Genomic DNA, 23342 nt, shown 5'->3' with positions numbered 1-23342 from the left:
TGCCGTCCTCGGGAAATCGTCATGCGATTCCAGCGGTCACGTGCCGGATGGATTGGCGTTGAACCCGAAAATCAGGCGCGTCAGCGCATCGTTGCGCATGTGTGTCACACGCGGCGATCGCGGTTTGGTGATCTGCGAAGCGCGGGGCGCAATCAGGTTTTCCAGGGGGAGCGTACGAACGGGTTTTGTGCGTTTGTCCGATTAAATTCGTGACACCGCCGCGTTGCATGCCTGAAACGTTTTGTCGACACAATTTCGAGCTGCGTTGACACGCCAATTTCGCCCCCTTGGCGCTATGCCCGTCTGAGACGGATGGTACGGTTCTAGCTTGAATATCAAACCATCTCCTCCCGGATTTATTTGTCTGGTTTCAATCGCGAATCCAATCTCCACGACATAGTGCCCCCGATTCCGGATGGTGATTCGTTGTGCTCGTTTCGTTAACGAGACGAATTCATTTCGCATATCAAAGGATGAAAATCATGCCTTCGCATCGCAATCAATATTTTCGGAACGGGTTGAGCGCCGCGGGATCACTCGTTGCAATAGTCGCCACGCTGGTCTTCGCCGTCGGCGCTCAGGATGTGAATGCGCAGCAGACGAACAATGCGTCTGCCCCGCAGATCAAACCGCCTCCGCTGCCGAACGGCTCGGCTCACGTCAACGTGAAAGCAGGCATGTCCGACGAGGATTGGGAAAAGGCGTACAAGGAAACGGGCCGCCCGAAGTTCAGCAAGAATTCCGTCAAGAAACTCAATGGCAATGTGGAACGTGAATAGGGAGAAACGGCCATGAAAAAGATCTTGCTCGTCATCGCGCTGCTTGCGGGACTCGCGCAGATGACATTGCCGGGCACCGCTCAAGCGCAGACCACCACTGCTCATACGCTCGTGCTGTACGACAACCCGGCCAACGACCCGTTTTCGAAGCTGGGCCTGATGTACAGCATCATGCTGAGGAACCTGCTGGGTCACTTCAATACGACGGTCGATCTGGTTCCGATCCAGAACTACACGGCCGGCATGGTCGGGAACCATGACGTGACGTTCTATATCGGCGACTACTACAACAACCCGATTCCGACGGCGTTCATGAGCGACGTGATGGCCACCAAGAAGACGGTGGTCTGGTTCAAGTACAACCTGTGGCAACTGGCCTGGAACACGGCCTTCACGTTCAACCAGACCTTCGGGTTCAGCTTCGTGGGCCTTGCCGGCATGAACGCGACGCCTTCGTCGAGCAATCCGAATCCCGGCTTCTACGACACGGTCACGTACAAGAACCTGCCGATGGTCAAGTATTACGCCTACAACGCGTCGACCGGCGTCATCAGTGCGGATCCGGATATCGGACTGACCCAGGTCGTCGATGCCACCAAGGCGCAAGCGCTCGTCACCATCAAGAACAGCAAGAGCGGCGCAACCGCGCCCTACGTGATGCGCTCGGGCAACTTCTGGTACTTCGCCGACATGCCGTTTTCCTACATCGGGCCGACGGACCGCTACCTGGTGATATGCGACATCCTGCACGACATCCTGCAGACCAATGCACCGGTGAATCATCGTGCGCTCGTCCGCCTGGAGGATCTCGACGCGTATACGACCACGAGTGCAATGCAGCTGCTGACGAACTACATGTACTCGAAGAAGATCCCGTTCACGATGGCCACCATCCCGTTGTATACGGACCCGAACGGCTATTACAACGGCGGCGTGCCGGAGACGATCCATCTGGCGCAGGCAACGGGCCTCAAGAGAGCGCTGAATTACGCGCTCTTGCGCGGCGGCTCGATCGTGATGCACGGCTATACGCACCAGTACGATTCGACGCCGAACCTGCTGAATGCGGTCAGCGGCAGCGACTACGAGTTCTGGTACGCGGTGCAGAACCGTCCGGTCGATGAGGACTCCATCCCGTGGGCGGAAGGCAGAATGGCCGATGGCCTGCTCGAGTTCACGCTCAACGGCTACAAGGTCGTCGGCTGGGCCGCGCCGCAGTACCAGATGTCGCCGGCCGCATCGTCGGCGACAGCCCTCACGTTCCCGATCACGTTCCAGCGGGCCGTGTACTACACCGCGGCCAAACCGCAGATCGGAACGGGTGCCGCCAACCAGGACTTCTCGGCCGGGCAGTTTTTCCCGTACATCATCAACACCGATTACTACGGGCAGCGGATCATCCCGGAGAACCTGGGCAGCGTGCAGTACAACATCTGCAATGTCGACCCGTTCTCGTGCATCACGTACACGTGGCAGCAAATCGTGACCAATGCCCAGTATGGCCTGGCGGTGCGGGACGGTTTCGCGTCGTTCTTCTTCCATCCGTACTGGCTCGAGCCCGATCTCGGATTGCCGGCGTATCAGGACTTCCAGAGCATGATCACCGGCATCACGAATCTCGGCTACAAGTGGGTGGATGGCGCGACGGCCAAGTGACGCAGGCGTAGCGACAGCCCCGTGCGACCCGCATTGGCAACGCGGGTCGCACGTTTGCGTTCGATCGGCTACGATGACGCGCAGGCATGCTTCCGGAGAGCCAGCGATGACCACGTACGCGATCCCGGCCTTGCGCAGGATTCAACAGCGCATGGGCCGGATTCGGCTCGCAGTGCGAGCGGGCCCGGGCCCGCTCGCCGCCGCGCCGCGCTCGCCCCGGGCGGCGACGCTCGCGGCGATCGGCGCATCGCTCGTCGTGGCTGCCTGCAGCTGGTCCGCGCACGACGTGCACGCGGACGGCATCGTCTGGCAGGTGGACAACTCGACGACGAATCCGGTCGGCAACTGGCAGATGCTCGGCGTACACGATCTGCTGATCCAGTGGACCGTCGTCGACGATACCGCGTACATCGCCAACACCCACATCCAGCCTGCTGCGCACCTTCCCGACTGGGAACGTATCGGTCGTGAGCCATGGGCCAGAAACGTGATCCTGGGCCTCGCCGGCTACCAGGACGAAAAACGTGCGCGCACCCATCTGTCGACGCTCGCCGATCAATCCCTGGAAGTGGCGCGCGCACCGGTTCCGCTGCATGTCACCGGGTACTACTTCCCGGTCGAGATCGATCCGACCTGGCAGGATGCGCCGAAGCTCGCCGCGGTCCTGCAGCGGCTGCCGCGTCCGCTCTGGGTGAGCGTGTACGACCAGACCAATATCGGCGGAAAGGCGCTGGCCGACTGGCTCGCAGCATGGCTGCCTGCGGACGTCGGCGTGTTCTTCCAGGACGGCTGCGGCGTCTATGCCCGCGAGCCCTACGTTGCGCGCACCTACCTCGACGAGCTGGTTTCAAAATTGGGAAAATGGCGCGTGCGGGTCATCGCCGAGGCGTTCCGGCCCGCCGAGCGGGGCGGGTTCCGTTCAGCCAGCGCCGACGAGTTGGGCAAGCAACTGCAGGTGTATCGCGGCTATCCGGTCTATCTGTTCGATGGTCCGCACTATGTGTCGGACGACCTCACGCGCGCGCTTTCGACGTGGAAGCCCAAGCCGCCGCCGGCCGATCCTGCGGGGCCGGCGCACTGATTCGGCGAGATCCCGGCGAGCCGGGGCGGGCACGGTGAGCGCATGGCGAAACAATCGCGCGGATTGGCTTTCTCGCGGTAACACACGTTTGGAACCCGGTGTCGAAACGCCGGCGTACAGGGCGCTTCGCTGCTCCTTCCCGAGCCCCATTTGATGACCAAACCGCAAGACCTAGTGCATAGATATCGTTTGCCGCGGCCTTAATGACTATCGACAATCGTGGCTCGATTTCACCGCCCCGGCGCCAGAAGCGCCGCGGTGGCCGGCATCGGGCGGCTATCCCGGCCATCCGCGCCATCCAGCTCACGACGACATGTACGCGTTCACTCCCTCATTCCAGAATCCCGCCGGCTCGCCGATCCGCGAACTGTTCAAGTACCTGTCCGAACCGGGCATGATTTCCTTCGCGGGCGGCTATCCGGCCAGCGACCTGTTCGATGTCGACGGCCTGAACGCAGCCGCCGAGCGCGCGTACGCGCAGCCCGTGCGCTGCCTGCAATACGGCCCGACCGACGGCCTCGCCGAACTGAAACAGCAACTGATCGCGCTGATGGCGCGTCGCGGCGTGGCCTGCCCCGCGGCCGAACTGCTCGTGACGACCGGTTCGCAGCAGGGCCTCGACTTGCTGCTGCGCGTGATGGTGTCGCCGGGCGACGTCGTGCTGACCGAGCAGCCGGCCTATCCGGCGACGCTGCAGGCGATGCGTCTGCAGCAGGCGCGCATCGTGACGATTCCGGTCGACGGCGAAGGCCTCGACGTCGATCGTCTCGGCGACCAGCTCGCGTCCGGCGCGATCGTGCAGCCGAAGCTGCTCTACACCGTCCCGACCTTCGCGAACCCGACGGGCGCGACGCTCACGCGCGAGCGCCGGCTGAAGCTGCTGCGTCTCGCGGTGCAATACCGTTTCCTGATCGTCGAGGACGATCCGTACGGCGACCTGCGTTTCGCGGGCGAAGCCGTGCCGTCGATGCTGGCGCTCGCCGATCAAGTGGACGGCGCACGCGACTGGATCGTGCATTTCGCGAGCCTGTCGAAGATCGTCGCGCCTGGGCTGCGCGTAGGCTGGACGATCGCGCCGGCCGAGATCGCGCGGCGCTGCGTGATCGCGAAGCAGACGGTCGATCTGTGCAGCGCGCCGTGGACGCAGGCGACCGCTGCCGAATACCTCGCCGACGGCGCGCTCGAACGCCATCTGCCGCGCATCGCGGCCGCCTACCAGCGCAAGTGCGATGCGATGTGCGACGCGTTGCGCGACGGCCTTGGCGATGCGATCGAATTCCATCGTCCCGAAGGCGGGATGTTCGTGTGGGCGCGGATCGGCGCCGTGTCGTCGGACGTGCTGCTGCAACGGGCGATCGCGAACAAGATCGTGTTCGTGCCGGGCAAGGCATTCTTCGCGGACAACGTCGACGCGGCCTCGCTGCGCCTGTCGTTTGCCGCGCCGGACGTCGACGCGATCCGGGAAGGCGTTGCGCGACTCGTGCGCGCGTATGGTGCGGCGCTCGCCGCGTGAGGAGACATCAACGTGAATATCACCGTCAACGACACCGTATCGATGGGCGCAGCGCCGGGCGTGGGCGATAGCCGGCCGGTCGCGCACCGGTCGTCGCAGATCGGCGCGGGGCCGCAGTATGTGGCCGACGTGCTCGGCCGCTTCGGCGCGGAGCTGGCGGGCGACATCGGCGACGCTGCATCGGTCGTGCTCGGCTACAACTGAGCCGCGCGGCATAGGCCGGTGCGCCACGCGCGTGCCGTCGCTGCTGCAAACGGTTAAGCTTGCGCGATCGCAACCCGCACGAGCGCCGCGCCTTCATGCCTGACTCAACGTCCGAATCGCTCGCGCAAACGTACGAGCGTCTGTGGTCCTGCCTCGAATCCGGCGTGAGCGCGCAGCGCTCGCCGTTCACGATGTTGCAGGCCGCGACGCTCGGCATCGACGGCGCGCCGAAGGTGCGCACGATCGTGTTGCGTCAGGTGAGCCGCGCCGGGCGCGTGCTGTCGTTTCATACCGATGCGCGTTCGGAGAAGGTTGCGGAGCTGCGCCGCGATCCGCGCATCGCGCTCGTCGCCAACGATCTCGATGCGCTCGTGCAGATTCGCGTGGAAGGTGTTGCATCGATCTGCGACGACGAAGCGCAACGGCGCGCGATCTGGCAATCGAGCCGTCCGCATACGCTGCTGCTGTATCGCGCACCGTTGCCGCCGGGCACGCCGGTCGAGTCGCCTGAAGCCGCGCATGTTTCGGCGAGCCAACGCGCAACGCCCACCGACGACGGCTACGAAAATTTCTGCCTGCTTCACGTGACCGTGACGCGCATCGACTGGCTCGAACTCGCGCGCGCCGGCCATCGCCGCGCGGTATTCGACCTGCACGAAGGCGACTACGAAGGCCGCTGGGTCGCGCCCTGACGCTGCCGAAGCCCGCTCAAGGGCGCCCGTCCGACACGGCCTGCGTGGCCATCCACTCGCGCATCACGACGATCGCGTCGTCATCGCGCCGCTCGGCCGGATACACGAGATAGAACCCCACCGACAGCGGAAACGCGAAATCGAACGGCTTGCACAGCCGGCCCGCTGCGATGTCGCGCTCGACGAGCGGATCGGTGGCGAGCGCGATGCCCTGGCCGGCGACCGCCGCATCGATCGCGAGCGACGTCTGGTTGAAGCGCAGCCCCTTGTGCGGATCGATGTCGACGGGCTCGGGCATCGCGGCGAGGAACTCGGGCCACAGGTCGTGCGCATCGTGCAGCAGCACGTGGCCCGCGAGTGCACGCGGCGACGCGGGCGCGGCCAGCAGCGCGGGGCTGCATACGGCGCATACGTCGAGCGGGAACAGCGCATGCGTGGCGAGATGCTTGCCGAACGGCGGCTTGCCGTAGCGGATCGCGAGATCCACGCCGTCGTGGCGGAACGTCGCGATCTGCGGGTCGGCGATCACGCGCACGTCGTAGTCGGGATGCGCATCGGTGAACTGCGCGAGCCGCGGAATCAGCCATTTCGACGCGAACGACGGCGTCGTGCTGATGGTTAGCGCGGCGCGCCGCTTCACGAGTTTGTCGGTCGCGTCGGCGATCGCGTGCAGCGCGCGCTGCACGTCGGAGAAATACGCGGCGCCGTCGTGCGTCAGCGCGAGGCCGCGCGGCAGGCGTTCGAACAGCTTCAGGCCGAGCACGTCCTCGAGATGGCGCACCTGCTGCGCGACGGCGCCCTGCGTGACGCCGATCTCGTCGGCCGCGGCGCGGAAATTGAGGTGCCGCGCGGACACTTCGAACGTGCGAAGCGCATTCAGCGGCGGCAGGCGGGAGGGGCGAGGCGGCATCGTCAGGCTGTAGAAAAACTATCGTCTGGAGGCAGAAATACTGGTTCGACAGTCGTGATTGATGCGCCTACATTACCACCATGGCGCGCCGAACGGCGGCTGCGCGGCGGCAGGAATCGAACGAGGAGCAAATCGTGACTGTAGAAAAAGTAGCGCTGATCACGGCGGCGGGCAAGGGCATGGGCGCGGCGATCGCGCGCGAACTGGCGGCGACGGGCTATCGCGTCGCGCTGATGTCGCCGTCGGGCAGCGCAGTGGCGCTCGGCGAGGAACTGGGCGGGTTCGGCATCCAGGGCTCGGTGACGGAAGAAGCCGATATCGACCGGCTCGTGCAGGAAACGGTGGCGCGCTACGGCCGCATCGATGCGGTCGTGAACAACACCGGGCATCCGCCGAAGGGCGAGCTGCTGGCGATCACCGACGACAACTGGCACGCGGGGCTCGACCTGATCCTGCTGAACGTGGTGCGCGTGATGCGCCGCGTGACGCCGATCTTCCAGAAGCAGGGCGGCGGCGCGGTGGTCAACATCTCGAGCTTCGCCGCGGACGCGCCCGAGCAGCCGATGCCCGTTTCGTCGGCACTGCGCGCGGCGCTGAGCGCGTGGACGCGGCTTTACGCGGAACGCTATGCGGCCGAGAACATCCGGATGAACGCGGTGCTGCCGGGCTTCATCGACAGCTGGCCGGAAACGCCGGAGATCGTCGCGCGCATCCCGGCGGGCCGCTTCGGCAAGACCGGCGAGATCGCGAAGACGGTCGCGTTCCTGCTGTCCGACGGCGCGGGCTACATCACCGGGCAGAACATTCGCGTCGACGGCGCGATCGTCAAGGCGCTCTGAGCGTCGCACCGGCGAGCGGCCGCACCGGCCGGGCCGCTCGCCGCGCAACCGCTACAAACGCGTACAAATCAGACAAATCCCGGATACATCAGACCTTTCAAATGGGCGACGCCGCGTGACGAGGGTGCGCCGGATTGAAAGCGAAGGCGCGTTTCCCGCGCGCGGCATGTTCACTTTCCACTTCACGAAAGGAGATGCCGAACGATGTCTTCCACACCGTTTTCCCCGATGCGTCGCCACCTGCTGGCCACATCCGTGGCCGCCGGGGTCTCGGCGATGCTGCCCACCGCGCTGCATGCGGCGACCGGCAACAGCGGCATACGCCCGTTCACCGCGCACATTCCCGATGACGCCGTGGCCGACCTGCGCCGCCGCATTGCCGCGACGCGCTGGCCGGGCCGCGAGACCGTCGCCGACGAATCGCAAGGCGTGCGGCTCGCGCGCATGCAGGCGCTGCTGCGTTACTGGGGGACCGACTACGACTGGCGCAAGGGCGAGGCGCGCCTGAACGGCTTCCCGATGTTCATCACGGAAATCGACGGGCTCGACATTCATTTCATTCACGTGCGTTCGCGGCACGCGAACGCGATGCCGATGATCATGACGCACGGCTGGCCGGGCTCGATCTTCGAGTTGCTGAAGGCGATTGGCCCGCTGACCGACCCGACCGCGCACGGCGCGAGCGCGGACGATGCGTTTCACGTCGTCGTGCCGTCGCTGCCGGGCTTCGGTTTCTCGGGACGTCCGACGAAGACCGGCTGGGGCTCGGATCACATCGCGCGCGCATGGGGCGAGCTGATGGCGCGCCTCGGCTATACGCGCTTCGTGTCGCAGGGCGGCGACTGCGGCTCGGTGATCTCGCACCGGATGGCGATGCAGCGCGTGCAGGGCCTGGCCGGGATCCACGTGAACATGCCGGCGACGGTGCCGCCGGACATCGCGACGCTGCTGCAGATCGACGCACCGGCGCCGGCTTCGCTGTCGCCGAAGGAGAAGGCCGCGTACGAGAAGCTCGCGACGTTCTATCGCGACAACTGCGGCTACTCGGCAATGATGGTCACGCGCCCGCAGACGGTCGGCTATGCGCTCGCCGATTCGCCGTCCGGGCAGGCTGCGTGGATGTACGACAAGATCTCGCAGTGGACGTACAGCGGCGGCGTGCCGGAACGCTCGATTCCGCGCGACGAGATTCTCGACGACATCTCGTTGTACTGGCTGACCAACACCGCGACGTCCTCCGCGCAGATCTACTGGGAGGATCACTCGAACAACTTCAACGCGGTGGACATCTCGCTGCCGGCGGCAATCACGGTGTTCCCCGGCGAGATCTACCAGACGCCGCGCAGCTGGGCCGAGCGCAGCTATCACAACCTGATCTACTTCAACGAAGTCGACAAGGGCGGGCATTTCGCGGCATGGGAAGAGCCGGAACTGTTTGCTCGCGAGGTGCGTGCCGGGTTCCGGCCGTTGCGGCGCGCGTAAGCGAGGGAGGACGGGCGAACGCGGGCCGGCGCAGTCATGCGGCTCGCGTTTGCTTCTGTTTGATAGCGAAAACGGCGGTGACTTCCTTTCCGTCTGCAGAAGCAACACGCGCTTCCGCCCACGATTGAATGACATATCGATGGAATACGCGGCTCCCGATCGAAACATTCCGTCGTAATCGTATGATTTCAAAGCGATTTTGATGGAAATCAAAAATATGTCGCATGAATGATCTGATGGTTTGAAACCCTCAATACAATGATTCGCGACCGCACATGCGTGCGGACCGATCGTCCTGTGTATTGGCTCGCGGCAGAAAGGCCAATCGGCCTTTAACAGTTTCGCCCGGTGAAAAAATACGACCCGAGGTTTCGCGATGACGAATGACGACGTGCGCGAGTCGCGCATGCCTTGCAATGGCGTGCGGCCGCTTGAAGGTCGAAGAGGCGTCGTCGTCGGATTGGCGAACGAGCAGAGCATCGCCTGGGGATGTGCGCGCGCATTTCATGCAGCAGGTGCCGAGCTGGCCGTGACCTGGCAATCCGATCGCGCGTTGCCCTACGTCGAGCCGCTGCTGGAACAGCTGAAGCCGGCGATTGCGATGCCCGTCGACGTGAGCGGGGCCGACCCGATGCGCGCGCTGTTCGACACGATCGGCGAGAAGTGGGGCGGCCTCGATTTCCTGCTGCATGCCGTTGCCTATGCCCCCAGGGCCGATCTGCACGGGCGGGTCGTCGACAGTTCGCCGGAAGGGTTCGCACGTGCGATGGATACCTCCTGCCACTCATTCATCAGGATGGCGAAACTTGCCGAGCCGTTGATGACATCCGGCGGCAGCCTGATGGCGATGACCTACATCGGCGCCGACCAGGTCATCGCGGAGTACGGCGTGATGGGGCCGGTCAAGGCGGCGCTGGAGGCCACCGTTCGCTACCTCGCCGTCGAACTGGGGCCGGCAGGCATCCGCGTGCATGCGGTTTCGCCCGGCGCGCTGCCCACGCGGGCGGCATCCGGGCTGCCGAACTTCGATCACCTGCTCGACGACACCGCCCGGCGTGCGCCGTTGCGCCGGCCGCTCGACATCGACGACGTCGGCGCACTGTGCACCTTTCTCGCCAGCGACGCCGCACGCGCGATGACCGGCGGCATTCACTACATCGACGCGGGGATGCACGTGCTCGGCTGACTCGGCCGACGCGAGGCGGCCGCTCCCGGAATGCGTCGGGATTCACCTTGCCCTTCTGGAGAACAGTGTTATGGATGCTGCCACGCAACTGGCGCGCAGTCATGAGATCGCCGCGGAGATTGTCCACGTCCTGCAAAAGCGCACGCAGCACGCGCTGGAGCAGTACGGGAAACGGTTGGGCGAAGCACTCGACGGCCGCGACCCCTTCGCCACGCCATTCTCGCCGCTGAGCGCATGGCATTACGCGGTCGACGCCGCACAGCGCTCGCTGCTGTTCTGGGACACGCTGCGCGAGCGCGGCACGCAATACGTCGAGCGCACGGCCCAGGGGCTCAAGCCGGTGCTTCATTTCGACTACGACGTCGTGCTCGACGGCAGGCAGTTCGCCCGGCCCGTCAATTACGCGCTCGTTCACATCCAGCCGCCGGACGGCGTGATCGTCGATGCCGCCAAGCGGCCTTACCTGATCATCGATCCGCGCGCGGGGCACGGCCCCGGTATCGGCGGCTTCAAGGACGATTCGCAGGTCGGCGTGGCGTTGCGCGCGGGGCATCCCGTGTATTTCGTCGTGTTCTTCCAGGAGCCCGAGCCCGGCCAGACGTTGCTCGACGTGTGCGCGGCGGAACAGGCATTCGTCCGGAAAGTGCGGGAACTGCATCCGGACAGCCTCAAGCCGGCCATCGTCGGCAACTGCCAGGGCGGCTGGGCAGCGATGATGCTCGCGAGCTCGTCGGCGGACGATACGGGCCCGATCGTCATCAACGGCGCGCCGATGTCGTACTGGAGCGGGGCGTGGAGCGACGGGCCCGGCGACAATCCGATGCGCTATGCCGGCGGCTTGCTCGGCGGCACCTGGCTCGCATCGTTCGCGTCGGACCTGGGCAACGGCAAGTTCGACGGCGCGTATCTCGTGCAGAACTTCGAGAACCTGAACCCGGCGAATACGTTGTGGGACAAGTATTACCACGTGTACGACAACATCGACACCGAGCCGCCGCGCTTCCTCGAGTTCGAGCGCTGGTGGGGCGGCTACTACCTGATGAACCGCGAAGAGATCGAGTGGATCACGCGCAACCTGTTCATCGGCAACAAGCTCTGGTCCGGCGAGGTGCGGGACGGGGCGGGCAAGGCGTTCGACCTGCGCGAGATCCGCTCGCCGATCATCCTGTTCGCGTCGATGGGCGACAACATCACGCCGCCGCAGCAGGCGTTCAACTGGGTCGCGGACATCTACGGCAGCACGGAGGAGATCAAGTCGCGCGGGCAGGTCATCATCGGGTTGATGGAAGCGGATGTCGGGCATCTCGGCATCTTCGTGTCGGGCAAGGTCGCGAAGAAGGAGCACGCACAGATCGTCAGCGTGCTGGATGCTGTCGAAACGCTGCCGCCCGGGCTTTATGCGATGTCGATCGAGGAGGTGAAAGGCGCCGACGGGAAGGTTGCTTACGACGTCACGTTCGCCGAGCACCGTCTCGAAGAGATCGCGCAATACTTCAACCGCTTCGGGCGCAAGGACGAACATGCGTTCGAGGCCGTCGCCGAGCTGTCCGAATTCACGCAGCGCGCCTATGAACTGTTCATGCAGCCGTTCGTGCAGCAGGCATCGAACGAGAACACGGCACGGCTGTTGCGCGATTTTCATCCGCTGCGCGTTCAGCGCTGGGCGGTTTCGGACCTGAATCCCTGGCTGCGCTGGCTGAAGCCGGCCGCCGATACGGCCAGGGCCCACCGCCAGCCGGCCGACGATATCGAGCCGTGGCGCGAACTCGAACGCCGCGGCTCGGACATCGTCAGCGCATCGCTCGACTATTTCCGCGCGATGCGCGATGCAAGCATCGAGTCGCTGTTCTTCACGCTGTACACCCAGCCGTTCATGCTTCATTTCGCCGAGCAGTATTGCGAGCGTCATGCCGCGTCGCCCGTGGCGAAGGATCCGCGCGACCTGCCGTTCGTGAAGGAGGCGCTCGCGTCGGTCGACCGGGGCGGCTACACCGAAGCGGTGGCGCGCGCGGCGTTTCTGCTCGAGCGCAGCGGCGAACCGTTTCCGCTGGCGCGGCTCGCGACCGAGCGTGAACTCGCCGAAACCTACACCGAGTACCTGCCGGACCTCCCGCACGACCAGTGGCGGCGCATCTATGGCGAGCAGGAAATCATCGCGACTTACGCGCCGCAACAGGCCGTCGCCACGCTGCCGGCACTGCTTGCCCGGCCGGAGGACCGCCAGCGGCTGCTGACGTTGCTGGACAAGCTGCTGGGCGATCCGCGCGTGCAAAGCGCATCGGTGAGCGAGCAACAGTGGGCGGCCCTGCAACGCATCCGCGCGGTGCTGGGCGCGCCACCCGCGCAGCGGCCGGCGAAGGGGCCAGTGGCGGCCCTCGATCGTGTGCAGTGACGGACAGCAAGGAACCGCGATGGAAACCAGACACGAGAAATATCACCGCCTCATCGAACACTGCCGGACGCTGGCGCCGATGCCGACGGCCGTTGCGCATCCGTGCGATCGAAGCTCGCTCGAGGGGGCGCTGGAGGCGGCGCGCCAGGGGCTGATCGAGCCGATCCTGGTCGGCCCGCGTGCACGTATCGAAACGACCGCCGCGGAATGCGGGCTGTCGATCAGCGATCACGAGATCGTCGATGCGCCGTACAGCGAAGCGTCGGCCGCCGCGGCGGTGCGACTGGTACGCGACGGCCGGGCGTCCGCGCTGATGAAGGGCAGCCTGCACACCGACGAACTCATGGCCGAAGTGGTGCGGCACGATACCGGATTGCGCACGGGCCGGCGCATCAGCCATTGCTTCGTCATGGACGTGCCCGCGCATGCCGATCCGCTGATCGTGACCGACGCGGCGATCAATATCGCGCCGACGCTCGAGGAAAAGGTCGACATCCTGCAGAACGCGATCGATCTTGCGCATGCGCTGGCGTTTCCGCAGGTCTACGTGGCGATCCTGTCGGCCATGGAGACGGTCAACCCGAAAGTGCCGTCGACGCTCGACGCCGCCGCACTGTGCAAGATGGTGGACCGGCGGCAGATTACCGGCGCGCTCGTCGACGGCCCCCTTGCGCTCGACAACGCGATCGATCCCGAGGCCGCGCGCATCAAGCAGATCGATTCGCCGGTGGCCGGGCATGCGAACGTGCTGATGGTGCCGGACCTCGAAGCGGGCAACATGCTCGCCAAGAGCCTGTCGTTCCTGGCCGGCGCGGACGCGGCGGGGATCGTGCTCGGCGCGCGCGTGCCGGTCATCCTGACGAGTCGTGCCGATTCGTTGATCGCCCGGCTGGCGTCATGCGCGGTCGCGATGCTCGTCGCGAACGCGCAGCGCGAAGCGGCCACGCGCGAGGTGACGCCATGGCAGACGTGATTCTGGTGTTGAATGCCGGCTCGTCGAGCATCAAGTTTTCCGCATTCGACGTGCAGGGGGACACGCTCGGGCTGATCGTGCACGGTGAGGTCGACGGCCTGTATACGGCCACCGCGCACTTCAGCGCCGTCGACCATCACGCGGAACGTCACGAGCGGCAATGGGCCGGCGGCGATACGTTCGGCCATCGCGAAGGGCTCGAGCAGATCGCCGCGTTCCTGGAGGATCACCGGGAAGGGCACCGTCTCGCGGCGGTGGGCCATCGCGTCGTGCACGGTGGGCAACGCTTCAGCGGCCCGGTGCGCGTCACGCACGAGATCGTGGCCGAACTGGAAAAGCTCACCCCGCTCGCGCCGTTGCATCAACCGCACAACCTCACGCCGATTCGCATCCTCGAAGCGGTGCAGCCCGGTATCGAGCAGGTGGCCTGCTTCGACACGGCGTTCCACTGCACGCAGCCCGCGGTGGCCCAGGCGTTCGCGCTGCCCGCGTCGATCACCGCCCGGGGCGTGCGCCGCTACGGTTTCCACGGGCTCTCGTACGAGTACATCGCGAGCGTGCTGCCCGACGTCGCGCCGCAGGCGGCGCGCGGGCGCACGGTCGTCGCCCACCTCGGCAACGGCGCGAGCATGTGTGCGCTCGTTGCAGGCAAGAGCGTCGCGAGCACGATGGGGTTCACGGCGGTCGACGGGCTGCCGATGGGCACGCGTTGCGGCACCCTGGATCCGGGCGTCGTGCTCTTCCTGATGGAAGAACTCGGGATGGACGTGCGCGCCGTCGAGGATCTGCTCTATCGGCGCTCCGGGTTGCTCGGGGTTTCCGGCATGTCGAGCGACATGCGGACTTTGCTCGCGAGCGACGACCCGCACGCGCGCTTCGCGATCGAGCTGTACATCTACCGCATATCGCGCGAACTCGGTTCGCTCGCCGCCGCCATGGAGGGCCTCGACGCCGTCGTCTTCACCGCGGGGATCGGCGAGCACGCGGCGGCGATTCGCGAAGGGGTGATGCGCCGTGCGGCGTGGCTCGGCGTCGAGATCGATGTCGAAGCGAACCAGGCCGGCGGGCCGTTGATCGCGACGGCGTCGAGCCGCGTACCGGCGTGGGTGATCCCGACCAACGAAGAACTGATGATCGCGCACCATACGCGCCGGCTGATCCGTTGACGGACGGACGAACGAAGAAAGGAGCCGTCATGGCCGAACTGTTGCTGGTCAATGTCGAGGAACACGCTCGCGACGACGAGGTCGGCGCGTTCCTGAGTCAGTACGGATTCCCGCTGTTCGATTCGATCGAGCGCGTGCCGGCGGGAATTGGCAACCCGATCGCGCTGCTCAGGTTCAGCACGCTGTCGTCGGTGGCGCTCTACACGCTGCGCGCGCGGATCGACCACATATCGTGGCGGGGCCGGTCGATTCGTGCGCATATCCTGCCGGACCGGAAGGACTGAACGGCTTCGTGCGTCAGCGTGGAGCGGGCGGTGATGCGGGTCGGGGCCCCGCCAATGCGCGTCTCCAGCCCGATTTTTGAATCGCCGTGTGTCGTGTTCGCACTCAGATACGTTGGGATACAAAGCCTCCGCAGGGCTCGGGTATAAATCCGGTGAAGCGATTCACACGGCGGCGCGGTGCCAAGCGCCGCCGCTGCGAACGGTGATATCCGTCTGCCCGCACGTGCCGCGGGCTCCTTCCTTAGCGATCGACAATGGAGAACGAGTCATGCCCGATACCGTGAACACCCGCCGCCGCCTGATCCTGGGTACGACGCTGGCGAGCCTGAGCCTCGCCGACCTCGGCTTCAGCGCCCTGGCGCATGCGCAGTCGGCGCCCGATGCACCTTCTGCGAAGCGCGCGGCCGGCGCCGCGTCGCTGGGTGCGATCCATCAGATCGACGCGGGCGTGCTCAACGTCGGGTATGCGGACCTCGGGCCGAAGAAAGGCCCCGTCGTGTTCCTGCTGCACGGCTGGCCGTACGACATCTACAGCTACGCGGAAGTCGCGCCGCTGCTCGTCGCGGCCGGCTATCGCGTGATCGTGCCGTACCTGCGCGGCTACGGGTCGACGACGTTCCGCTCGGCCGACACGGTGCGCAACGGCCAGCAGGCCGTGACGGCCGTCGACATCATCGCGCTGATGGATGCACTGAAGATCGACCGCGCGGTGTTCGGCGGCTACGACTGGGGGGCGCGCACGGCCGACATCATCGCGGCGCTGTGGCCGCAGCGCGTGAATGCGCTGGTGTCGGTGAGCGGCTACCTGATCGGCAGCCAGGCGGCGAACGCCAAGCCGCTGCCGCCGCAGGCCGAGTTCCAGTGGTGGTATCAGTTCTACTTCACGACCGAGCGTGGCGTGCTGGGCTACACGGCGAACCGCGATGCGTTCAACAAGCTGATCTGGCAGCTCGCGTCGCCGAAGTGGCAGTTCTCCGACGAAACCTATGCACGCTCGGCCGCGTCGTTCCAGAATCCCGATCACGTGGCCATCGTGATCCACAACTATCGCTGGCGCCTCGGGCTCGCGAAGGGCGAGGCGCAATACGACGACATCGAGCGGCGTCTCGCCGCCGGGCCCGCGATCACGGTGCCGACGATCACGATGGAAGGCGACGCGAACGGTGCGCCGCATCCGGAACCGGCCGCATACGCGAAGAAGTTCACGGGCAAGTACCAGCACCGGACGATCACCGGCGGCATCGGCCACAACCTGCCGCAGGAAGCGCCGCAGGCGTTCGCGGACGCGATCCTGCAAGTGGAGCACCTGTGATGCGGGCTCGCGTGGATGTGATACATCGCGGCGCGCGCCGTGCGCTGGTCGCGGGCGTGCTGCTGGCCGGCGCGTGGTCGGCGAGCGGGCCGGCCGCGTTCGCGGAGCAGCCGAAGCCGGCCGCCGCCGCGTCGCCGATCTACGGCGTGACGATCCCGCCCGGCTACCGGAAGTGGGAAATGGTGGCGCCGGCCGAGGAAGCCGCACCGCTCGACGAACTGCGCGTGGTGCTCGGCAACCCCGTCGCGATGCGCGCGCTCGAAAAGGCGACGCTGCCGTTCCCGGACGGCACGATCCTCGTGAAGCTCGCGTACAAGCGCAAGCAGTCCGACGAGTTCCCGTCGGCGACGGTGCCGGGCCAGGCGACGACCGTGCAGGTGATGGTGAAGGACTCGCGCCGCTATGCGTCGACGGGCGGCTGGGGTTTCGGGCGTTTCATCAACGGCGTGCCGGCCGATATCGGCCAGCATCAGACGTGCTTTGCGTGCCACCAGGCGCGTGTGAAGAACCACGACTACGTGTTCACGCGGCTCGCGCCGTGACGGGTGCGGTTTGACGGGTTTGACGGGTTCGACGGAAAGGCGTGCCGCGCGTGGCACGCCTTTTTTCATGGCGGGTGCGCTTCGGGGGAACACTTCGGCGGACAGGGCCGTGAACGATGCGGTAGCCGGGTGTGTATCGCACTGTATCTGCGGCCGCTCCTGAAAAACTGGCATGCAGAAAGCACCGGTTCTGGAAACATGGCAGATACGTGCGCGGGTTCTACTGTCGACATGCAGGAAACGTTCGATGCCAGACGATCTGGATCGGATGCCGAATGATCGACCGACCACCTTCCTTCAAGGAGAACCTTCATGAAAGCCGCTCGAATCCTCGCCGTTGCCGTGCTCGCCGCTGCTCCCGCATTGTCGTTCGCCGATACCGGCCACGCCCTGACGCGCGCCGACGTACGCGCCGAACTCGTCCGCCTCGAACAGGCCGGCTACGATCCGGCCCGCAGCGAGCCGCACTACCCGGATGACATCACTGCCGCGCTGCAGGTGGTCGCGCGTTCCGACCAGAACGGCCCGTCGAAGTCGCAAGGCGACAACGTGGCCGATGCGTCGACGCCCGCCAGCCATCGTGGCGAGGCACAAGGGCGCACCGCGCAGAACGGCGCCGGTGACCTGTACGCGCATTCGTGATCCGGGGCCGCGCCTGGCGCATGGAGGCGCGACCGCCAATGCAGCACTTCATTTGAACAACACAACAGAGCAAGGAGCATGACGATGGCCGGTTTGATGAAACGCGTTCTGGTGTCCGCCGTGGTGATCGGCGGACTGTTCGGTGCAGTCGCGGCGCAGGCTGCGCCGAAGGACGACCTGAAGGGCACCAACGTCGTGCTCGTGCACGGCGCGTTCGCCGACGGGTCGAGCTGGAACCGCGTGATTCCGCTGCTCGAGGCGCGCGGACTGCACGTGGTGTCGGTGCAGAATCCGTTGAGCTCGCTCGCCGACGACGCGGCCGCGACGAAGCGCACGATCGACGAGCAGAAGGGGCCGGTCGTGCTGGTCGGCCATTCGTGGGCCGGCGTCGTGATCAGCGATGCGGGCAACAACGACAAGGTGAAGTCGCTCGTGTACGTCGCCGCGTTCGCGCCCGACAACGGCCAGTCGATCGCCGACGTCACGCAGGGGCTGCCGGCGCCCGCGTGGGCCGGTGAGCTGCGCAAGGACGCGGGCGGTTTCGCCACGCTGTCGGACAAGGCGATCGCGCAGGATTTCGCGCCGGACCTGCCGCCCGCGCAGCAGCGCATCGTCGCGGCGACCCAGGGGCCGTGGTATGGCGGTTGCATCTCGGAGAAGGTCGCGCAGGCCGCATGGCATGCGAAGCCGTCGACGTTCGTCATCGCGACGCAGGACAAGATGATCGCCCCGAAGCTGCAGGAAGCGATGGCGAAGCGGATCGGCGCGACGGTCACGCGCGTGAACGGCAGCCATGTCGCGATGCTGAGCCAGCCGAAGGCCGTGGCCGACGCGATCATCGCGGCCGCCGAACGCGCGAAGCAGGATACGCAGTGAGTGAACGCGGCGCCGCGCTTTCGGATCGTCGAAGCAGTGCGGTGCCGTCAGTGATTGTGATGCCCTTCCACAAGGAGAAGTCATGACGCAGCTTTGGCAACTGCCGGCAACCGAACTCGCGAAACGCGTGCGGCATCGTGACGTGTCCGCACGCGAAGTGGCCGACGCGGTGCTCGATCGTCTCGACACGGTGAATCCGGCGATCAACGCGGTGATCGAACACCGGCCCGACGACGTACGGCGGCAGGCGGATGAAATCGATCGCGCGATCGCGTGCGGCGACGATCCGGGGCCGCTCGCGGGCGTGCCGGTCACCGTGAAGATCAACATCGACCAGGCGGACTTCGCGACGACCAACGGCACGCGCCTGCAGGAGAACCTGATCGCGCGCGCCGACAGCCCGGTGGTCGGCAACCTCCGAAAGGCCGGCGCGATCCTGCTCGGCCGCACCAACTCGCCGACGTTCGCGTTGCGCTGGTTCACGTCGAATCTCGTGCATGGCCACACGCGCAATCCGCGCAATCCGTCGCTGACGCCGGGCGGATCGAGCGGCGGCGCGGCAGCGGCCGTGGCCGCCGGAATCGGTCCGCTTGCCGTCGGCACCGACATCGGCGGCTCGGTGCGCTACCCGGCCTATGCCTGCGGCGTGCACGGCATCCGGCCGTCGCTCGGACGCGTGCCGGCGTTCAATGCCTCGTCGCCCGAACGTGCGATCGGCGCGCAACTGATGTCGACGGCGGGGCCGATTGCACGCACGATCGACGATCTCGCGCTCGCGCTGCGTGCGTTCGCCGTGCCGGACCCGCGCGATCCGTGGCACGTGGCGGTGCCGTTCGACGGGCGCGAAGTGCCGAAGCGCGCGGCGCTGTGCGTGCGGCCGGGCGGCCTGCAGGTCGTGCCCGAGGTCGAGGCCGCGTTGCGCGATGCCGCGCGACGGCTTGTCGATGCCGGCTGGACCGTCGACGAAATCGACGACACGCCGCCGATGCGCGAGGCTGCCCTGTTGCAGGAGCAGCTCTGGCTCGGCGACGGTTTCGATGCGCTGGCGAACGCGGTGGCCGGCGACGGCGATCCGGGCGCGGCTGCCGTGGTCGAGACCGTGCGCGGCAAGGTGCGCGATCTGCCGGCCGACGTGATCAGCCGCGCGCTCGTCCGGCGCACGACGCTGACGCGGCAGTGGCGGCTGTTTCTCGACGAGTATGCGGTCGTGCTGTTGCCGGTGTCGTCGGAGCTGCCGTTTCCGGACGATCTCGACCGGCAGGGGCAGGACGGATTCGATCGCGTGTGGGAGGCGCAGCTCACGTTGCGCGCGCTGCCGGCGATGGGGCTGCCGGGGCTGGCCGTGACGACGGCGCTCGTGAATGGCGTGCCGGTCGGTGTGCAGGTGGTCGCCGCGCATCATCGCGAGGATCTGTGCCTGCTCGCGGGGCGCGATATCGAAGCGCGCGGCGAGCCGGTCGAGCCGGTCGACCCGGTGAAGTGACCGGTTGACGGACAGGCGAATGCATCGGCGATGCCCATCGGGCGTCGTGCCGATGCATTCCGCAGCCAGCCGGATTTCGTGAGTCGTCCAGGCATGCGCGCCCGCGCATGCGCTCCATTTCGGATTCCGTTACGACGCGCCCCACGCCGCGTTGATCGCCTCCCGCAATTCCTTTCAAAGTCCTTCGATGCGCGACATCGAACGGTCACCATTCCACCTGTCCTGCTCGCCAGCGCCCCCGCGCGGATAGCGCGCGTCTGCTATTGCATTCCCCGTGCCGCTGATTAGGAAATGAATTTTTATTGGTTCTGCTTGCCCGGCCGCGCTCGCATAGTGGTGCTGACGGCTATAGACAGCACGCAAGCTGCAACGGCCGCTTTCCCGGTGTTTTTTGATCATACGAATCAACGAAAACAAGGAAGTGTCATGACGGTTGCATTGGAAGAACGAACCGCTGCGCAACAGGCGCTCGAAGACGCGCGCGCAGCCGCGGCAGCGGCCGGCACGCCTTACGCGGGCGGCGTCGCGCCGGAAGTGGCGTGGGCGCTGTTCTCGTCCGGCGATGCATTGCTGGTGGACGTGCGCACCGCCGAGGAGCGGAAATTCGTCGGCCACGTGCCGGAATCGCTGCATGTGCCGTGGGCGACGGGCACGAGCCTGACGCGCAATCCGCGCTTCGTGCGCGAGCTGGAAGCGAAGACCGGCAAGGACGCCGTCGTGCTGCTGCTGTGCCGCAGCGGCAACCGGTCCGCGCAGGCGGCGGAAGCCGCGGCTAAGGGCGGCTTCACGCAGGTATTCAACGTGCTCGAAGGGTTCGAGGGCGACCTCGACGAACGGCAGCATCGCGGCGGCAGCAACGGCTGGCGCTTTCGCGGCCTGCCGTGGGCGCAGGACTGATTCACGGCCGTTACAGGGAGAAAGCAGCATGGCCGCATTCGACATCGACGACATCGTTCAATCGCTGCAAAGCGTGCGCCGCGCGTGGCGCGAGAAGCAGCGGCGCTCGCTCGAACCGGGCGGGCGCGACCTGCCGGCGCGCGAGGCGCTCGCGCAGATCATCGGCGCGCTGAAGGGCGTGCTGTTCCCGATGCGGCTCGGGCCGCCCGACCTGCGCCAGGAGAGCGAGAACTTTCACGTGGCCCATGCGCTCGATGCGGCGCTGAACGCGTTGCTCGCGCAGGTGAAGCTGGAATTGCGCTACGCGGCGCGGCAGCGCAATGCCGACGGGCCGGTCGACAACGTCGATGACGTCGCGTCGACGGCCGTGCAGGCATTCGCCGTGCGCCTGCCCGAGATCCGCCGGCTGCTCGACAGCGACGTGCTGGCCGCATTCCACGGCGATCCGGCGGCCGGCAGCGTCGACGAGGTGCTGCTGTGCTACCCGGGCATCCTCGCGATGATCCACCACCGGCTCGCGCACGAGCTGTACGGGCTCGGCCTGCCGCTGCTCGCGCGGATCATCGCCGAGCAGGCGCACGCGGAGACGGGCATCGACATTCATCCGGGCGCGCGCATCGGCGCGGGCTTCTTCATCGACCATGGCACCGGCGTCGTGATCGGCGAGACGGCAATCATCGGCGAGCGCGTGCGCGTCTACCAGGCCGTCACGCTCGGCGCGAAGCGCTTTCCGCGCGATGCGGCCGGCCATCTGGAGAAGGGGCTCGCACGCCATCCGATCGTCGAGGACGACGTGGTGATCTATGCAGGCGCAACGATCCTCGGCCGCGTGACGATCGGGCGCGGCGCGGTGATCGGCGGCAACGTGTGGCTCACGCAGGACGTGCCGGCCGGCGCGAACATCACGCAGGCCGTGCTGCGCAGCGAAGCGAACGTCGCGCCGCGCGCGGCGGCGTCCGTCGCATAGGGGGCGTGATGAGCGACCTCATCCATCACTTCGGCGCCACCGTGCGCAAGCTGCGCGAAGCGCGCACGTGGTCGCAGGAGCAGCTTGCCGAGCATGCGGGGCTGAACCGTTCGTATGTCGGCGAGATCGAGCGCGGCGAGGCGATCGCGTCGATCGTCACGGCCGACAAGATCGCGCGCGCATTCGACGTGTCGATCTCGACGCTGCTGCCGGGCGCATACGTCACCTGAGGCCGCTTCGTTTCTTTCCTTTTCCTTTTCGGTTGCACGCGACATGACGGCTATAGCATGTTGAGCCGGCAGGTGCGTGCTTCCGATAATCACCGAGCGTCATAAGCAATCCCGTTTTTCATCTTAAGAACCCGGAGCCACACATGTCGACCGTTGCAAGCGGCACGGCCGCGCTGAGCGATCACGCCGCCCGCCAACTAGCGAACGCTACCAAGACCGTCCCCCAGCTTTCCACGATCACGCCGCGCTGGCTGACCCACCTGCTGCAATGGGTACCGGTCGAGGCCGGCATCTATCGCCTGAACCAGGTGAAGAACCCGGAAGCCGTGCGCGCCGCGTGCACGCAGCTCGAGGACGAAAGCGTGCTGCCGCAGACCTTCGTGCCGTACGAGGAACAGCCGCGCGAATACTTCCTGAATGCGGTGAGCACGGTGCTCGACGTGCATACGCGGATCTCCGATCTTTACAGCAGTCCTCATGACCAGATCAAGGAACAGCTGCGCCTGACGATCGAGACGATCAAGGAGCTGCAGGAAAGCCAACTGATCAACAACCCCGACTACGGGCTGCTCGCGAACGTGACCGACGAGCAGCGGATCTTCCCGCTGACGGGCGCGCCGACGCCGGACGATCTCGACGAGCTGCTGACCAAGGTGTGGAAGGAGCCCGCGTTCTTCCTCACGCACCCGCTCGCGATCGCCGCGTTCGGCCGCGAATGCACGCGGCGCGGCGTGCCGCCGCCGACGGTCAGCCTGTTCGGCTCGCAGTTCCTCACGTGGCGCGGCATTCCGCTGATCCCGTCGGACAAGGTGCCGGTCGCGGACGGCAAGACCAAGATCCTGCTGCTGCGCGTCGGCGACAAGCGGCAAGGTGTGGTCGGCCTCTATCAGCCGGGTGTCGCGGGCGAGCAGGGCCCGGGCCTGTCGGTGCGCTTCATGGGGATCAACAACCAGGCGATCGCGTCGTACCTGATCTCGCTGTATTGCTCGCTCGCGGTCCATTCGCCGGATGCGCTGGCTGTCCTCGATGACGTCGAAATCGCCAAGTTCCATGACTATCCCGACACCTACCGTTAATCCCGGCCTGGCCGGCGGCGACGCGCACGCGCTGCCGCACGCGCCGCTGCCGGCCGGCTTGCCCGATCCCGCGACGCTTGCGCGGCTCGCGTCCGAGTTCTTCTCGACGCCGCCCGGGCAGGCCACCGCGCCCGGGCTGTCGGCGGGCAGCGGCGCGGTC

23 protein-coding genes and 1 pseudogene are annotated in these 23342 nt (G+C 66.3%); 23 read left to right on the top strand and 1 reads right to left on the bottom strand.

From position 1 onward, the window contains the following. Positions 1 to 473: 473 nt before the first annotated feature. From G3N64_RS09235 to G3N64_RS09210, 6 genes are all read left to right on the top strand, one after another. A complete protein-coding gene (locus tag G3N64_RS09235; protein WP_241020858.1) occupies positions 474 to 779 on the top strand; it encodes a hypothetical protein in 306 nt (101 codons plus the stop codon). Positions 780 to 791: 12 nt separating this feature from the next. Beyond that, on the top strand, positions 792 to 2435 hold the full coding sequence (locus tag G3N64_RS09230) for a DUF2334 domain-containing protein (RefSeq protein ID WP_205783555.1): 1644 nt from the start codon (positions 792 to 794) through the stop codon (positions 2433 to 2435). Between the two features lie 106 nt (positions 2436 to 2541). Further along, the gene (locus G3N64_RS09225; protein WP_205783554.1) at positions 2542 to 3516 is read left to right on the top strand and encodes a hypothetical protein; all 975 of its coding nucleotides are present in this window, start codon (positions 2542 to 2544) and stop codon (positions 3514 to 3516) included. 313 nt (positions 3517 to 3829) lie between these two features. Next, entirely contained in the window at positions 3830 to 5029 is a 1200-nt protein-coding gene (locus tag G3N64_RS09220; RefSeq protein ID WP_205783553.1) for a PLP-dependent aminotransferase family protein, read from the top strand. Between the two features lie 12 nt (positions 5030 to 5041). Further along, a complete protein-coding gene (locus tag G3N64_RS09215; RefSeq protein WP_205783552.1) occupies positions 5042 to 5233 on the top strand; it encodes a hypothetical protein in 192 nt (63 codons plus the stop codon). A 95-nt stretch (positions 5234 to 5328) separates the two neighbouring features. After that, positions 5329 to 5925, top strand: a complete 597-nt coding sequence (locus tag G3N64_RS09210) for a pyridoxamine 5'-phosphate oxidase family protein (RefSeq protein ID WP_205783551.1) — start codon at positions 5329 to 5331, stop codon at positions 5923 to 5925. A gap of 16 nt (positions 5926 to 5941) precedes the next feature. Here the strand turns inward: G3N64_RS09210 and gcvA are convergent, their stop codons facing one another. Beyond that, positions 5942 to 6835: a transcriptional regulator GcvA gene (gene gcvA, locus G3N64_RS09205; RefSeq protein ID WP_205783550.1), complete on the bottom strand. Its 894-nt coding sequence runs from the start codon at positions 6833 to 6835 to the stop codon at positions 5942 to 5944. A 134-nt stretch (positions 6836 to 6969) separates the two neighbouring features. Between gcvA and G3N64_RS09200 the strand changes: the two genes are divergently transcribed. The 17 genes and pseudogenes from G3N64_RS09200 to G3N64_RS09120 form a co-directional block, all read left to right on the top strand. Beyond that, positions 6970 to 7674 carry an SDR family oxidoreductase gene (locus tag G3N64_RS09200; protein WP_039354670.1) on the top strand — a complete coding sequence of 235 codons (705 nt, stop codon included), beginning with the start codon at positions 6970 to 6972 and terminating at the stop codon, positions 7672 to 7674. 204 nt (positions 7675 to 7878) lie between these two features. After that, on the top strand, positions 7879 to 9156 hold the full coding sequence (locus G3N64_RS09195) for an epoxide hydrolase family protein (protein WP_205783549.1): 1278 nt from the start codon (positions 7879 to 7881) through the stop codon (positions 9154 to 9156). 406 nt (positions 9157 to 9562) lie between these two features. After that, entirely contained in the window at positions 9563 to 10342 is a 780-nt protein-coding gene (gene fabI, locus G3N64_RS09190) for an enoyl-ACP reductase FabI (protein ID WP_205783605.1), read from the top strand. Between the two features lie 70 nt (positions 10343 to 10412). Further along, positions 10413 to 12734, top strand: coding sequence for a DUF3141 domain-containing protein (locus tag G3N64_RS09185; protein ID WP_205783548.1), 2322 nt, complete (start codon positions 10413 to 10415; stop codon positions 12732 to 12734). 19 nt (positions 12735 to 12753) lie between these two features. After that, a complete protein-coding gene (locus tag G3N64_RS09180) occupies positions 12754 to 13707 on the top strand; it encodes a phosphate acetyltransferase (protein WP_205783547.1) in 954 nt (317 codons plus the stop codon). After that, a complete protein-coding gene (locus tag G3N64_RS09175; RefSeq protein WP_205783546.1) occupies positions 13695 to 14873 on the top strand; it encodes an acetate/propionate family kinase in 1179 nt (392 codons plus the stop codon). The genes G3N64_RS09180 and G3N64_RS09175 overlap by 13 nt, the downstream gene beginning before the upstream one ends. 29 nt (positions 14874 to 14902) lie before the next feature. Further along, positions 14903 to 15157, top strand: a complete 255-nt coding sequence (locus G3N64_RS09170; RefSeq protein ID WP_205783545.1) for an RNA-binding protein — start codon at positions 14903 to 14905, stop codon at positions 15155 to 15157. 268 nt (positions 15158 to 15425) lie between these two features. Next, entirely contained in the window at positions 15426 to 16469 is a 1044-nt protein-coding gene (locus G3N64_RS09165; RefSeq protein ID WP_205783544.1) for an alpha/beta hydrolase, read from the top strand. Next, entirely contained in the window at positions 16469 to 17011 is a 543-nt protein-coding gene (locus tag G3N64_RS09160; RefSeq protein WP_205783543.1) for a cytochrome P460 family protein, read from the top strand. Before G3N64_RS09165 ends, G3N64_RS09160 begins: the two co-directional genes overlap by 1 nt. A gap of 300 nt (positions 17012 to 17311) precedes the next feature. Continuing rightward, positions 17312 to 17653, top strand: a pseudogene (locus G3N64_RS09155) (DUF4148 domain-containing protein); the annotation flags it as partial. Positions 17654 to 17737: 84 nt separating this feature from the next. Beyond that, positions 17738 to 18529, top strand: a complete 792-nt coding sequence (locus G3N64_RS09150; protein WP_205783541.1) for an alpha/beta hydrolase — start codon at positions 17738 to 17740, stop codon at positions 18527 to 18529. Between the two features lie 82 nt (positions 18530 to 18611). Beyond that, entirely contained in the window at positions 18612 to 20012 is a 1401-nt protein-coding gene (locus G3N64_RS09145; RefSeq protein ID WP_205783540.1) for an amidase family protein, read from the top strand. Between the two features lie 426 nt (positions 20013 to 20438). Next, positions 20439 to 20909 (top strand): rhodanese-like domain-containing protein, encoded by a 471-nt coding sequence (locus G3N64_RS09140; RefSeq protein WP_205783539.1) that lies wholly within the window; start codon positions 20439 to 20441, stop codon positions 20907 to 20909. A 28-nt stretch (positions 20910 to 20937) separates the two neighbouring features. Further along, complete coding sequence (gene epsC / locus G3N64_RS09135; RefSeq protein WP_205783538.1) at positions 20938 to 21876, top strand: serine O-acetyltransferase EpsC; 939 nt, start codon at positions 20938 to 20940, stop codon at positions 21874 to 21876. Positions 21877 to 21884: 8 nt separating this feature from the next. Then, positions 21885 to 22106: a helix-turn-helix transcriptional regulator gene (locus tag G3N64_RS09130; RefSeq protein ID WP_006484517.1), complete on the top strand. Its 222-nt coding sequence runs from the start codon at positions 21885 to 21887 to the stop codon at positions 22104 to 22106. 143 nt (positions 22107 to 22249) lie between these two features. Next, positions 22250 to 23182 (top strand): family 2A encapsulin nanocompartment shell protein, encoded by a 933-nt coding sequence (locus tag G3N64_RS09125; RefSeq protein ID WP_006479760.1) that lies wholly within the window; start codon positions 22250 to 22252, stop codon positions 23180 to 23182. Next, positions 23157 to 23342 (top strand): hypothetical protein (locus G3N64_RS09120; RefSeq protein ID WP_205783537.1); only part of this gene is annotated, 186 nt, incomplete at its 3' end. The genes G3N64_RS09125 and G3N64_RS09120, both read left to right, overlap by 26 nt.

Source organism: Burkholderia sp. Ac-20344 (genome assembly GCF_017104975.1).
In the GTDB taxonomy this organism is placed as follows: Bacteria; Pseudomonadota; Gammaproteobacteria; order Burkholderiales; family Burkholderiaceae; genus Burkholderia.
This window is presented reverse-complemented; position numbering and strand designations above follow the sequence as displayed.